13 protein-coding genes are annotated in these 13,719 nt (G+C 68.3%); 7 read left to right on the top strand and 6 right to left on the bottom strand.

Annotated features, from left to right (window positions below):
• Positions 1–105: 105 nt before the first annotated feature.
• Positions 106–945, top strand: coding sequence for a hypothetical protein (locus BUR99_RS08145; RefSeq protein ID WP_143231541.1), 840 nt, complete (start codon positions 106–108; stop codon positions 943–945).
• Between the two features lie 90 nt (positions 946–1,035).
• On the opposite strand, the gene BUR99_RS08140 is transcribed toward BUR99_RS08145, so the two are convergent.
• Entirely contained in the window at positions 1,036–2,604 is a 1,569-nt protein-coding gene (locus tag BUR99_RS08140; protein WP_074259861.1) for an MFS transporter, read from the bottom strand.
• Positions 2,605–2,757: 153 nt separating this feature from the next.
• On the opposite strand from BUR99_RS08140, the gene BUR99_RS08135 reads away from it, so the two are divergent.
• A complete protein-coding gene (locus BUR99_RS08135; RefSeq protein WP_084183822.1) occupies positions 2,758–3,747 on the top strand; it encodes a nuclease-related domain-containing protein in 990 nt (329 codons plus the stop codon).
• Positions 3,748–4,255: 508 nt separating this feature from the next.
• Here the strand turns inward: BUR99_RS08135 and BUR99_RS08130 are convergent.
• Positions 4,256–4,993: an IclR family transcriptional regulator gene (locus BUR99_RS08130; protein ID WP_234980795.1), complete on the bottom strand. Its 738-nt coding sequence runs from the start codon at positions 4,991–4,993 to the stop codon at positions 4,256–4,258.
• Between the two features lie 179 nt (positions 4,994–5,172).
• Here BUR99_RS08130 and BUR99_RS08125 point away from each other — a divergent pair, with 179 nt between their 5' ends.
• Positions 5,173–5,844 (top strand): DUF305 domain-containing protein, encoded by a 672-nt coding sequence (locus BUR99_RS08125; protein ID WP_074259858.1) that lies wholly within the window; start codon positions 5,173–5,175, stop codon positions 5,842–5,844.
• A gap of 135 nt (positions 5,845–5,979) precedes the next feature.
• Here the strand turns inward: BUR99_RS08125 and BUR99_RS08120 are convergent, their stop codons facing one another.
• On the bottom strand, positions 5,980–7,782 hold the full coding sequence (locus BUR99_RS08120) for an LVIVD repeat-containing protein (protein ID WP_074259857.1): 1,803 nt from the start codon (positions 7,780–7,782) through the stop codon (positions 5,980–5,982).
• Positions 7,783–8,098: 316 nt separating this feature from the next.
• On the opposite strand from BUR99_RS08120, the gene BUR99_RS08115 reads away from it, so the two are divergent.
• A complete protein-coding gene (locus BUR99_RS08115) occupies positions 8,099–8,470 on the top strand; it encodes a PH domain-containing protein (protein WP_074259856.1) in 372 nt (123 codons plus the stop codon).
• Positions 8,471–8,649: 179 nt separating this feature from the next.
• Here BUR99_RS08115 and BUR99_RS20535 read toward each other — a convergent pair whose 3' ends face one another.
• Together BUR99_RS20535 and BUR99_RS08105 are read right to left on the bottom strand one after the other, a co-directional pair.
• Positions 8,650–10,071: a hypothetical protein gene (locus BUR99_RS20535; protein WP_234980794.1), complete on the bottom strand. Its 1,422-nt coding sequence runs from the start codon at positions 10,069–10,071 to the stop codon at positions 8,650–8,652.
• A gap of 208 nt (positions 10,072–10,279) precedes the next feature.
• Positions 10,280–10,741 (bottom strand): MarR family winged helix-turn-helix transcriptional regulator, encoded by a 462-nt coding sequence (locus BUR99_RS08105; RefSeq protein ID WP_234980793.1) that lies wholly within the window; start codon positions 10,739–10,741, stop codon positions 10,280–10,282.
• Between the two features lie 135 nt (positions 10,742–10,876).
• On the opposite strand from BUR99_RS08105, the gene BUR99_RS08100 reads away from it, so the two are divergent.
• Positions 10,877–11,662 (top strand): SDR family NAD(P)-dependent oxidoreductase, encoded by a 786-nt coding sequence (locus tag BUR99_RS08100; protein WP_074259854.1) that lies wholly within the window; start codon positions 10,877–10,879, stop codon positions 11,660–11,662.
• Positions 11,663–11,689: 27 nt separating this feature from the next.
• Here the strand turns inward: BUR99_RS08100 and BUR99_RS08095 are convergent, their stop codons facing one another.
• Positions 11,690–12,055: a winged helix-turn-helix transcriptional regulator gene (locus tag BUR99_RS08095; protein ID WP_074259853.1), complete on the bottom strand. Its 366-nt coding sequence runs from the start codon at positions 12,053–12,055 to the stop codon at positions 11,690–11,692.
• Between the two features lie 99 nt (positions 12,056–12,154).
• On the opposite strand from BUR99_RS08095, the gene BUR99_RS08090 reads away from it, so the two are divergent.
• Both BUR99_RS08090 and BUR99_RS08085 read left to right on the top strand, forming a co-directional pair.
• On the top strand, positions 12,155–13,033 hold the full coding sequence (locus BUR99_RS08090; protein WP_074259852.1) for an SDR family oxidoreductase: 879 nt from the start codon (positions 12,155–12,157) through the stop codon (positions 13,031–13,033).
• Positions 13,034–13,155: 122 nt separating this feature from the next.
• Entirely contained in the window at positions 13,156–13,632 is a 477-nt protein-coding gene (locus BUR99_RS08085) for a DUF4442 domain-containing protein (RefSeq protein WP_074259851.1), read from the top strand.
• The last annotated feature ends 87 nt before the right edge of the window (positions 13,633–13,719 follow it).

The following is a 13,719-nucleotide window of genomic DNA, read 5'->3' as shown; positions in this document are numbered from 1 at the left end:
GGCGCGACTGGGAGGCCGCTGGAGAGCCGCGAATCGTGCACCGACTTCTCCCCAGTTCGGCATCGCCACGGGGGTGCGGACGACCCAACCCATAGGCTCGACGTCGTGCGCCGACACCTCACGTGGATCATTCCTGTTGTCCTGCTTCCCGTGATCTACTTCGCATGCGGGCTCGTCGGGTGGGCACTGAACCTCTGGGCGACCAGCGATCCCTCGATCGTGGGATGGGCCGGGCTGATCTCGGTGGTCCTTCTGCTCGCCTCGCTCACCGGAATCGTCTTCTGCATCGTCTTCGCGATCCGCAACGGTCACCGCACGTACCGCGCGTGGCAACGAAGCAAAGGCAGGCTCACGAAGCGCGAGCGAGCCGAAGCGGCTCGGCTCGACGACGCTCAACTTGCGTGGAACGCCGCGGTCAGTCTGGTCGGCGACCTCCAGCAGGAACGATTTCCCGAGCCGGTGCAAGTCTGGGGTCTCATCCCAAGACCGGGCGAGCAGTTCTTCTACGACGTCGATGCCCAGTACCAGCGCTTCTACGGCACGACCGCTCAGTGGTCGCAACGATCCGGTTTCTACATGGGCCGGCCCGGCTTCGTCGTTGCGGGACTCGTGACCGATGCGATCGCGAACTCCACCGCGAAGTCGGCTGCCATGCGTGCTGCGGCCGAACAATGGCGAGAGCACCAGCAGGCGCGAATCCTCATTTCGAATCAGAGGCTCGCGATCAATGTGAACGGCCAGTGGCTGAGTTTCGACTTCGCTGCGATGACCGCGTGCTATCCCGACCTGGACCATTGGGCCGTCACGTTCGAGTTCCCTTCGGCGGAGCCGTTGCGCCTGATCGGCAAGGGGTCGCCACTCGTGGCGGTGTGGTCCGTGCTCGCGACCCACGGGCGCAGCGGGGTCCTCGAGCATCCGTCGCTCGCGCTCGTGCGACCGGGCTGACGCGCTCGAGCAGCCAGGGCGTGCGTGCCACGTGCTGACAGCAGACGCGTACAGCGCCGCGCTATAGGTGTCTGCATGAGGAGTGCTCGGTCACGCCCCGACCGGCACCAGGCCCTCGGCACCCGCAACGGCACCCTCGGCGGACTCGGTTTCGACGGGCTTGGTTTCGACAGGCTCAACCAGCAGAGCTTCGGCAGGCTTGGTTTCGACAGGCTCAACCAGCAGGGGTTCGGCAGGCTCGGTTTCGACAGGCTCAACCAGCAGAGCTTCGGCTGGCTCGGTTTCGACAGGCTCAACCAGCAGAGCTTCGGCAGGCTCGGTTTCGACAGGCTCAACCAGCAGGGGTTCGGCAGGCTTGGTTTCGACAGGCTCAACCAGCAGCGGATGCGCGATCTCGTCGCGCGTCATCCGCGCCGCCACGATCGCGACCACGCCGATCACGAGCGGGGCGACCCCGGCGATCAGGAACACCACGGGCAGTCCGATCGTCTCCCCCGCCGGCCCGGCGATGGCCATCGACACGGGCATGAACGCGAGCGAGACGAAGAAGTCGAGGCTCGAGACCCGCCCGAGCATGGCCGGCGGCACCCGGCGCTGCAGCAGCGTGCCCCAGATCACGACGCCGCCGTTGAAGGCCGCACCGACAGCGAACGCCGCGATCACCATGAGCCAGATCTGGTCGGTCAGTCCGAAGACGGCGAGCGGGAGGCATCCGAATGCCCACAGCAGGTTCATGACCGTCAGGTAGCGACGCGGCAGCTTGAGGGAGGCGACGACCATCGAGCCGACCGCGCCGCCGATGCCGAACGCCGCGAGAATCAGCGCGTGCTCCTGCGGGCCGCCGCCCGCGGAATCCTTGATCACGAACGGCACGAGCACCTCGAACGGCCCCATGATCAACAGGATGAGGAGCGACGCAAACCCGAGCGTGCCGAGCAGCCACGGAGTGCGGGCCATGTAGACGAAGCCCTCGCGCACGTCGACGAGCAATGCGAGAGCCGGATGCCGCGTGCCGCCGCTGCTCGCGTCGGGCTGCTCGCCGTGGTCGCCGGCCTGCTCGCCCCGCAGCGGCAGGTCGGGCACCTTCACGAGGAATCCGACTGCCGCGGCACCCGTCAGTGCGGCGACCGCGAGTGCGGCACCGGGCGACGAGACGGCGATGAGCGCGCTCGCGAGCGCCGGGCCGGCCGCCTGCATGAGCACGGGCCGGGCCATGCCCTCGAACCCGTTGGCGGCGAGCAGCTGGTCTTCGGGCACGACGCTCGGCAGCAGCGCCGAATACGCCGGGTAGTAGAGCCCGGCCATCACGCCACCGACGAGCGCGACCGCGGCGAGCTGCCAGACCGCGAGGGCGCCCGTGAGCGAAAGCAATGCGACGATGCCGACGCTCGCGGTGCGCACGACCTCGACGACGAGCAGGATCCTCCGCTGCGGGATGCGGTCGGCGAGCGCGCCGCCGAGCAGGGTCGTCAGCAGCATGCCGATCGCCGACGCGCCCGCGACGAGCGAGAGCTCGGCCGCACCGCCGCCGATCGCCACGATCTGCCAGACGAGCGCGACCAGCCAGATGCCGGAACCGACGAGGGATGACACGAGGGCCGCCGCGAGCCAGCGATAGGCGGGGTTGCGCAGCGGCCGAAGAGCCCGGGGAGTCGACACGATCTTCTCCTACGACATGAGAGCGGATGTTCCAGAAGCGGATGCCTCTACTCATGCGTCGATCCGCAGCGGGCGAGATCGACATCTCGACCGAATGGACGGAGCCTCGGGTCCCGGTCTACATATGTCGGTGCCGTGTATTGCACTGAATGCATGACACCAGCCAGCGCCGCCGCATTGGGCACGATCGTGTGCCTGTTGGTCGCGACGGTCGTCCTCTCGATGTTCATCCGCCGCCAGCGGACCCGCACCGCGGCAGCGCTGCACGACGCCGAAGCCGCTCGTCTCGGTGAACTCGAGTCTGCCCGCGTCGCGCACCAGCGTGAGGTCGATGCGCTGACCTCCACACAGGTCGCACTCCGAACCGAACACCTGGCGGCGCTCGACCGCGAAGCTGCCCGAACCGAAGTCCTGCGCAAGAAGCTCGCACAGGGTGAGAAATGGGAAGCAGCATCGCGCGCATCGATCCTGAAGGCCTGCGCTCACCTCAATCTCGACGCGATCGTCGCGACCAATGTCATGTTCCTCCACGAGGAAGACGGCAAGGAACCGTTCGTCACCCAGCTCGACCACGTCGTGTTGACCGAACGTGGGTGCCTCGTCATCGAGAACAAGGGCTGGGCCGGAGTCGTGATCGAGAGTATCCAACCCCACGACGTGCACCCCGCACTCGGTGTCCTCGTTGCGACCGTCCGCAACGAGGAGGACCCACCGCTCACTCCGCCGTTCACGATTCAGCTCGCCGCCACCAGACCTGACGAAAAGCACGACGCACCACTCAGCATCCGCATCCACACGGCCGGTGGCGCGCCCGCCAAGCAGGTTCGCAACCAAGCGTGGCGCCTCGGTCAGATGCTCAAGAGCGAAGAGCTTGCAGCGCCGTTCTTCGTTCCCTGCGTCTTCTACTCCAACCCTGCTGCTGAAGTCCACGCGGCGAAGCTACCGATGACCAAAGCGACGACCACCCACATCATCGCCGGCCAGGCCGAATTACGCCGAACGCTCGACCTCCTTTTGAATCCTCGGCGTGCCACGGCTGTGAACCGTCAGGCAGTCAATGAGATCGCCGCGAAGTTTCACGAACTCGGCGCCGATATCAGAGCAACGGGTCACTTCCGCGCCGACCAACGAGTGGTCTCGTAGTCAGAATTCTGTTGGCTCGCGCAGAATTGTGTTGGGCCGCATGCGACCGTTTCGAGATCGACATGCGACTCACCTCACCGGAACACTGACCCGCCCTTCCGTCTCCTCGAGCACGAACACGTCGGTCGCCGCGCCACGTACAGGCGGTGCGGTGCATCGCCGGTGACCGTCGAGGCATCCCAAGCCGGAAGCTCTCGCTCCACCGACCGCCCGCTGTAGACGGCGAGCGCTGCGGCGAGATCGGGGGTCATCGACCTGCCCGGCGAGCAGGGCGATGCGCGGGGAGAGAACCCGAACCCCTCCCCGCGCGCACACCATCCCGCCTCGGCTGCGAGCCGAACCGTCCCCCGAAGGTCGATCGCACGTGCGATCCGGCGATGATGGATCCGCGCGCCCTATGTCGCGCATTCGTCACCGTACGACCGCCCGCGCGCCACGGCAACGCGAAGATTTCAGATGATGAACAGCGGATGCCGCAGCCGCGAGCCGAGGCATCCGTCGCCGCCCGTCAGGCCCCGGAGTTCCCCAGGCGATCGGTGCCGAGCTGCAGCGCGAGACCGGCCGCGGCGACCTGCAGGCGGCGCACGAGGTTGGGATCGGCGTGCGCGGCGACCGCGCTCGGCAGCGACACGGCGAGCGAGGCGGTGATGCCCGCGGCGCTCACGGGCACGGCGATGCAGGTGTAGCCGATCGCGTACTCCTCGCGGTCGACGACGCTCTCGCGCGAGCGCTCGAGCTGGTCGAGCAGCACGCGTCGGTCGCTGATCGTGTGCTGGGTGAGTTCGGCGAGCGGATGCCTCGACACGTAGTCGAGACGCTCCTCTTCAGGCAGCACGGCGAGGATCTGCTTGCCGAGCGCGGTCGCATGCGCGCTGCTGTGCAACCCGACCCAGAGCTCGACGCGCGGATTGTGCACGGCATCGACGATGTCGACGAGATGGACCTCGCCGTCTTCGAACCGCGAGAGGTAGGCGGTCGCGCCGAGCTCCTCGGTCACACCGCGGAGCGCGGTTCGCACCCGCGAGAGGAACACGCCGTGCGAGGCATCCGCCGTGACGAAGGCGGGGAAGCGGGTGCCGAGCAGCAGTCCGTCGGGTTCGCGGGCGAGGTAGCCCTCGTGCACGAGCGTGCGCACGAGGTTGTACGTCGTGCCCGGGGTGAGCCCGCTCGCCGCGACGAGCGCCTTCACCGGCATGGGCCGCGGCTCATTCGCGACGATGTCGACCAGCCGCAGTGCGCGTTGCACCGACCCGATCAGAGTCGGATCCGTGTCTCGGGCGTCGGGTGACGACATCGGTGCTCCCCCTGCGCCAATGGTAGCCCCGCGCAGCGGCATCGAGTTAGATGGACGGAAGCCGTGCGGCGATGCGATTGCAGTACACGCCGGCGCCGGCGGATGCCCTTCGACGAAGACGAGGTAGATGGATGACGGTTGTCGAACGCTCCGGCCCGGTCTGCATCGCGCTCGCGCTCGCGCTCGGCCTGGCCGCATGCACGGCCGGCACCCCCGAGGTCGCACCGACGAGCCCCGTCGTGCAGCTCGGCGCCCCGGGCGAGGAGAACCACACCCTCTCCCCCGACGAATCGCTGAACCTCGAGTCGCCGAAGCACACCGAGGCCGACGAGCAGTTCATGCTCGACATGATCCAACACCACGACCAGGCCATCACGATGACCGGGTTCGTCGACGATCGAACGGATGACCGCGACATCCGTCTGCTCGCCGAACGCATGCGGGTCAGCCAGGAGGACGAGCTCGACCTCATCACCCGATGGCTGCAGGACCGCGTGGTGCCGCTGAACGACTCGCGCGCCGGCGGGCACGACGGGCACGACGGCGACGGCCACGAGATGCCCGGCATGCTCACCGAGGAGCAGCTCGCCGAGCTCGAGGCGGCCGACGGGGCGGAGTTCGAGCGGCTCTTCCTCGAGTACATGATCCAGCACCATCAGGGTGCGGTGCAGATGGTGACCGAGCTCTACGCAGCGGGCGGCGGGCACGAGTCGGACATCGATCAGTTCGCGCGCCACGTCGAGTCCGACCAGGGCGTCGAGATCGCGAAGATGCAGCAACTGCTCGCCGCCCGTTCGTCCTGACGTCGGGGTTCCCGCTCGGCCTCACCGAACGCGCGAGCGCGACCTGCTCACCACCGAACGCGAAAGTGCCCAGCGACCTCGAGCCGCTGGGCACTCGTCGTTCCGGGAGGCCGATCGTCGGCCTCCCGGCATGCATCACTCGAAGGTCGCCGCCAGCCCGTTCAGCGCCTGCACCAACGCGGAGTCGGCCGCAGCGCCCGACTTCTTCGCAGCGTTGTCGAGCTGAGCTCCGACGGCGGAGCCGCTCGCCGGGCCATCCGCGAGCTTCTCGGCCTTGTCGACGTGCTTGCGCACCTCGCTCAGGGCCTTGCCGCTCAGGCTTCCGTCGCGCTCGGCCTGGTCGATGTACGACCGGGCGACCGCGAAGCTCGGCTCGTGCACGAGGCTCGTCTGCATCTGCGCATTGAACTCGGCGAGCTCGATCTCACCGGCCGCGGCGATCTCGTTCTCCGACAGCTGGTCGCTCGCAGTGAGCGCCAGGGTGTCGAAGCCGCGCGCGATCTCGCTGCCGAGCACGTTGCCGTTGTACCAGTAGGTCGACCAGTAGCCGGCGAGGTTCAGCCCGGCCGGGTTCGGCGTGTTCACCGGGCCGCGGTCGAGGTACGCGATCTCGGTCGGGTTGGCGGTGTCGGTGAAGTCGATGATCGACAGACCGCCCTGGTACCAGGCCTGCACCATGATGTCGCGACCGGGCACCGGGATGATCGAACCGTTGTGGGCCACGCAGTTCTCCTGCGCGGTCTGCGGCACCGGCAGCTTGTAGTAGCTCTTGAACTCGAGCTTGCCGTCGACGATGTCGAAGAGCGCGTTCGCGCCCCACTCGGGCTGGTCGGTCGCCCGGCAGCGAGCAGCCGTGCCGCCGCCCCACTCATCGGTGAAGACGACCTTGGTGCCGTCGTTGTTGAACGTCGCCGAGTGCCAGTACGAGTAGTTCGCGTCGGCGACGGCGTCGAGCCGCACCGGGTTCACCGGGTCGGAGATGTCGAGCAGGATTCCGTTGCCCTGGCATGCACCTGCGGCGAGCCCGATCTCGGGGAACGCCGTGATGTCATGGCAGGTGTTGGTGTTCGGGTTCGGCGAGTACGGCGTGCCCGCCGGGTGCAGCGGCTGCGTCGGGCCGTTCTGCAGTCCGTTGAACGCTCCCGTCACGGGGTCGCTGAAGATGCGCGGCTGGCTCACGACGGCGGCCGACGCCGGGTCGGCGAGCGGAACCTTGATGACGTCGATACGCCACTGCGTCGGGTTGCCCGTCGTGACCGGGGTCGTGCTCGCCGGAGCGTTCACGCAGCCCGGGAGCTCGAGCGGCGAGCGCACGCCCGACGTGCCCGAGTTGTAGATGTAGACGTTCTCGGTGTCGTCGGGGTCGGCGACGAGCGTATGCGTGTGCGAACCACGGCACGTCTGCACGCCGGGCAGCTGCACCGGGTTGTCGATGTCGCTGATGTCGAAGATGCGCACGCCGCGGAACCGCTCGGCGTTCACCTGACCGGGCGCGCCCTGCGTGCCGCAGTCGATGCGGCCGCGCGTCTCCTCGACCGACATGAAGAGCAGGTCGCCATAGACGGAGACGTCGCCCTGGCCGCCGGGACACACGAACGAGCCGCGCAGCTCCGGCGCCGCGGCATCCGACACGTCGTAGACCTGGAAGCCGTTGAAGTTGCCGACGATGGCGTTGTCGCCCGAGAACGCCAGGTCGGAGTTCACGAAGCCGAAGTTACCGGGGTTCGCGTCGAACGGTGCGACGCGCGGCAGGCTCGAGAGCAGTTCGATGTTGCTCGTCGCCGTCTGGGCATCGAGGTAGCCCGGTGGCAGGTCGATGCGCGGATCGTCTTCTGCGACGGCTGCGGTGGCCGTCACAAGGGATGAGCCGAGCAGCAATGCTCCGGCGAGCGCGAGCGCCCGGCGGCGCCAGCGGATGTTGCGGGGTGCGGTTCTCATCGGTAGTTCCCCTCTCTCGCTTCAGTGCGATCGATGCCCTCCGACAGGCGAACGAGCACGTCGTCGTGCTCGTACGCGGCCTCAGAAGGCCGATCTCTGGGTCCAACGTATCGGGGTGGGTGGGTTCAGCGCAGCAACGAATTTCGCGCCCGCGTCGATGTCAACGCCCCACCCTTGGGGGTTCCGGCTCCGTCGCTCGGCTCGGTCGCCACCTACGAGTCGACGACGGGTACGCTCAGCACGTCCGCGCCCTGACGTGTTGCTTCATCTCGCGTAGCCAGGACGCACCATCCACGAGAGGAACCCCGCGAAACACATGGAAACCGCACCGATGCTCGCCTGGACTCTGCAGAACGAGATCCCTGTTCCTGGAGACGTGAGCGCGCTGCTCGTGGAAGGCGAACAGGCCGTCGCCTCCTTCAAGACCTTCCGCGATTCCGCAACGTTCACCACCAAGCGCCTGATCGTGCGCGATGCACAGGGCATCACGGGAAAGAAGATCGAGATCTACTCGCTGCCGTACAGCTCGATCAGCATGTGGTCCACCGAGAATGCCGGCGGCCTTCTCGACCGTGACGCCGAGGTCGAGCTCTGGACTCGAGCCGGCCACATCAAGGTGAAACTGACCAAGGGCGCCGACGTCCGGCGCATCGACAGCCTGCTCGCCTGGGCGGTGCTCCAGCACTGAGCCGGTTGGCTCGCGCTGAGTCGTGAGATGGGGGCCGCCGCTCTCGGGCCCACGCACCGGGCACTCGATGGTCCCCCAACACGCATGTCAGTTCCCCCTCATCGATGAGGGGGAACTGACATGCGTGTTCACCGAACGAGGATCAGGTCGATCGCACGCACACTGAAGAAGCCACGTGGTCAGCCTGCGCTGAGCGCCTCGCGGGCGTGGCGGTACTTCTCGGCGAGACGCACCTGCGCGTCGTACTCGAGGCGGCGCACGCGCCACGGCGCGGTGTTGTCGTCGAGGTCGGCGAGCTTCACACGGCGGGCCACCGGGTGGCGGGCGATGCGTGCGTAGTAGGTGTCGTCCGCGACATCCGAAGTGCGGGTCAAGAGCTGCACGGCCTCGACGACCTCGGGCTGCACCCCGGCCTCGAGCAGGTTCTGCGCGGTGACCGCGGTGTCTTCGAGCACGTCGTGCAGCCACGCCGCCGCGACGAGCACGGGCTCGCTCACGGGGTCGAAGCGCTCGGCCACGCGGCCGGGGTGATCGATGTACTCGGCGCCGATCTGGTCGAGCTGCCCGCGGTGCGCGGCGAACGCGATGCCCTTCGCGAGCGCCACCTGCGCCGCGGCGTCGACGTCGTGCCCGGGTTCGGCCGCCGGGGCTGCCACGGCAGTCGGCGGAATCGGCGCGACGGGCCCGGTCACCGAGATCGGCATCTGGGTGACGTTGGCGGGCATCGCGGATGCCCCGGGCTCGAGCTGCTCGAACCTGTTGGAACCGATCACTGGGTGGTACTCCTCGATCATCTGGACTTCGTCTTCGTCTTCGTGTTCGTCTTCAGCGGCGGTGTCGGCGGCGGCAACGGGCGCGGGCAGTTCGATCTCCGGTGCCGGCTCGGCGGCCGGCGCCGGCTCGGCCTCCGGTGCCGGCTCGGCTTCCGGCATTACTCCGAGCGCCGGCTGCGGCTCAGGTTCCGGCTCCGACTCGACGACCGACTCCGGCTCCGGGACCGACTCCGGCTCGAACACCGCAGGTGGGCTCGCCTCGACGAACGCCGGCGCAGCGAGCACCGGCACCGGAAACGGCAGCTCGATGACCTCTGTCGGCTCGCCCTCGTCGAGCACCGGCTCCGCGACATCCGCCGGCGGCACCTCGGGTGCAGCAGCAGCGAGCTCGGCCGCCTCCGCAGCCGCCTCGGCGAGCGGATCGCGCCCGAGCACGGGGCGCACGAAGTCGAGCTCCGCCTGCAGTTCGGCCATCTCTCGGGCGTCGAGCTCGAGCAGCGACCGCGCGTTGCCCTCGCGGCGTCGCACGAAGTAGTCCTCGTCGACCTCGGTCAGCTTGTCTCCGTCGCTCGTCGTGAAGTAGCGGATGCGGCCCGCATCGGTCACCGGGATGATGACCTCGACGAACTCGCCGCTCGGCTCCTCACTGCAGAGGTAGTAGCGCTGCACATCGCGGGGCGACGGATGTCTCCCCCACTCCGGTGCCGGAAGGCGTCGCGGTCGCAGGGTGCCACCGGAGTCGGCGCTGCGACGACCCGGCCGCGGTGCGAGCTCGCCGGCAGACGGGCCGAACCCGTAGACGGGCTGGTCGTCGGGGTGGGTCGTCACTCGGGCTCCTGAGGTGCAGCACCGACGGGGCGGGGGTCGACTCGGGGGCGACGTCGGGTGGGGGTGCCGGTGCGCTCCTCCGATGGTAGGGCGGTTCGGTGCGCAGCGCACGCATCTTCGCCCGGGCGTGGCGATGCGCGCCGGCGATGCCGCGGGTCGCCTTCCGACGATCAGCACCCGAGTCGGTGCGCTTCCCGGCCGATGGGCATCAGCGCGGAGGCTGCCATCCACCCTCGGAGCGGACGGCCCCCGTGATCCGCCGACTGATGACGTTCAGTTGCTGGGACTGCGCCCTGGTGAGGGAGTCGAAGACGAGCCGACGCACGAGCTGGACGTGGCCCGGCGTCGCCGCGCGAACGAACTCGCGGCCCCGGCTCGTCAGCGTCGCGAGCGTGATCCGACCATCGGCCGGGTCGGGCGCGCGGCGCACCCAGCCTTCGCGCTCGTGCCGGTCCACCGCGCGAGACAGCCGCGACAGGGTGCTGTTGGCGTAGCCCGCGAGATCACTCATGCGGAGGGTGTGATCCTCAGCCCGAGAAAGGGCGAAGAGGATCCCGAAGTCGAAATGACCGATCCCGGAGTCGCGCTTCAGTTGCGCGTCGAGCGCGGCCGGAACCCACTCGAGGAGCGTGGCGAAGGCCGACCAGGTTGCGAGCTCGTCGCGATCCAACTCGTCAGCAGGTTCCGGTTCAGCCATGCGTTCAGCCTATCGAGAACTTGCTCAGGAAAGTGAATTGTCATAATGTTTACTTTCTCAGGAAAGCAATTTCGCTGCGAACGGCAGCCGGGAAGGACGAAACACGACATGGACCTCCAGCTCGCAGACAAGAGAGTGTTCGTCAGTGGATCCACTCAGGGGATCGGATTTGCGGCAGCCGAAGCATGCTTGGCCGAAGGCGCATCGGTCGTCGTCAACGGGCGCAGTGAGCATCGAGTCATGGACGCCGTCGAACGACTTCGCGCAAGTGTCCCGGGCGGCGATGTCTCGGGGATCGCAGCCGACCTCGCCGACCCCCTGCAGACGCAGTCCCTCCTCGACTCGCTCGGGGAGGTGGACGTGCTGATCAACAACGTCGGGATCTTCGATGTCGCGCGCTTCGCCGATATCGCGGACGAGGCCTGGTCGCGGTACTTCGAGGTCAACGTGATGAGCGGCGTGCGACTGTCTCGCCGTCTCCTCGAACCCATGCTCGCGAGGGGTTGGGGTCGGATCATCTTCATCGGCACCGAGTCGGCGGTCGACGTGCCGGGCGACATGATCCACTACGGCGCCACGAAGGCAGCGGCGCTCGCACTGAGCAACGGGCTGGCGAAGCTCACCCGGGGCACCGGGGTCACCGTGAACACCGTTCTCGGAGGACCGACCTACTCCGACGGAGTCGCTGCCACGGTCGAGCAGATCGCATCCGCCCACTCGATGTCACCCGACGAACTGAAGTCGAGCCTGGTGCGCAGCTCGTCGCTCATCCAACGCTTCATCGAACCCGCGGAGGTCGCCAGCCTGGTCGCCTACCTGGCAAGTCCCCTCTCGTCGGCGACGAACGGGGCCGCCCTTCGGGCGGACGGCGGCGCGCTTCCCACCATCATCTGAGCGACGGCAGAGAGGCCGACCGGCGCGTCAGCCCTCCCGCACGATGCCGTCGGCGCGCACCGCGACCCACTGCACGAGGGGCAGCATGTGCTCCATGAGCTCTCGGCCGAGCTCGGTCAGCGCGTACTCCACGCGCGGCGGCACCTCGGGATACGAGGTGCGCGACACGATGCCATCGGCTTCGAGGGTGCGCAGCGTCGAGGCGAGCATCTTCTCGCTGATGCCGTCGACCTCGCGGCGCAGCTCGCCCCAACGGCGGGTGCCGTCGGTGAGCGCGAGCAGCACGAGCACGCCCCACTTGCTCATGATGTGATCGAGTACCACGCGTGTGGGACATCCGTCGGTGAAGACTTCGCCCGAGGTTTCCCGGATCTCCGCAAGACTTACCATCATGTGGGTACCTTACTTCAAAGTGGGTACCGCCGCGAGGGAAGGTTCACGCGAGGCATCCGGTTGCCCCATGGTGACCGCAACCGGAAGGACCACCACACCATGACCATTCTCGTCACCGCCGCATCGGGCCAGCTCGGCCGCCTCGTCGTCGACGCGCTGCTCGCCCGCGGCGCTGCTCCCGCCGACGTCATCGCGACCGCCCGCGACACGTCGAAGCTCGAAGACCTCGCGGCCCGCGGCATCCGCACCGCCGAGCTCGACTACGCGCGACCCGAGACGATCACCGCCGCCCTCGAGGGAGTCGACAGCGTGCTGCTCATCTCCGGATCCGAGCCCGGCAACCGCGCCGCCCTGCACCAGAACGTGATCGACGCCGCGAAGGCCGCCGGCATCACGAAGCTCGTCTACACGAGCGCGCCCCGCGCCACGACGTCGAGCCTCGTGCTCGCCCCAGACCACAAGGCCACCGAAGAGGCCATCGCGGCCTCGGGCGTTCCCGCGGTGATCGTGCGCAACAACTGGTACACCGAGAACTACGCAGCGGATGTCTCGCGCGCCGCGTCGACCGGCGTCATCGCCGCGTCCACGGCCGACGGGCGCGTCGCCAGCGCCACTCGTGCCGACCTCGCCGAGGGCGGCGCCGTCGTGCTGCTCGAAGACGGCCACCTCGGCCAGGTCTACGAGTTCGGCGGCGATGTCGCCTGGAGCTACGACGAGCTCGCCGCCGCGGCATCCGAAGTCGTCGGACGCGACGTGACGTACACGCCGCTCACGACCGCCGAGCACGTCGCCACCCTCGAGGCCGTCGGCCTCGACGCGGGCACTGCGGGCTTCGTCGCGGCGATCGACGCCGGCATCGCGAGTGGTGCGCTCAGCCAGACGGATGGCACGCTCTCCCGCCTGCTCGGCCGCCCGACGACGACGCTCGTCGACGGCCTGCGCGCGGTCGTCGCCGTCGAGGACGACGCCGCGGCCTGAGCCGGACGCCGGTCCAGCGGCGGGGCGGCACGACGCGTGCCGCCCCGCCGCTGGACCACGCGGCTTGTCGATGCCCGACAAGCCGTTCGCGACATCCGATCGGGCGCGCAAGACTCGTCTGCATGCCCGTGACACCTCGACGCCTCGCCCTCGGCATGAGCCTGTGGATTCCGAACCTGTTCAGCGGCATCCGGGTGAAGCGGTTCGCCCCCGACTGGACGAGCGCGACGGTCGAACTGCACGTCAACGTCTTCACCCGCAACTACGTGAAGACCGCGTTCGGCGGATCGATGTCGGCCATGACCGATCCGTACTTCTTCATGCTCGTGATGCACCAGATCGGCCGCGACTACATCGTGTGGGACACCCGCGGCGAGATCGAGTTCGTCAAGCCCGGCCGCGGAGTGCTGACCGCGCAGTTCGCGGTGCCGCCCGAGAAGACGGCCGAGCTGCGCGAGCGCGCCCGCGGCGGCGCGAAGGTGCTCGAGTGGTTCGAGACCGAGATCACCGACCGCGACGGCGACGTCGTCGCCCGGGTGCGCCGCGAGGTCTACGTGCGCGAGAAGCAGCGGGTGAGCTCGGCCGGAGCGGCCCGGTAGGCGTTCGGCGAGTTGTCGTCATGGCGCATGCCAGTTCCGCCTCATCGCTGAGGGGGAACTGGCATACGCGTTTTCGGGAACTGCAGC

It is taken from the genome of Agromyces cerinus subsp. cerinus, assembly GCF_900142065.1.
GTDB classification, from domain to species: domain Bacteria; phylum Actinomycetota; class Actinomycetes; order Actinomycetales; family Microbacteriaceae; genus Agromyces; species Agromyces cerinus.
This window is presented reverse-complemented; position numbering and strand designations above follow the sequence as displayed.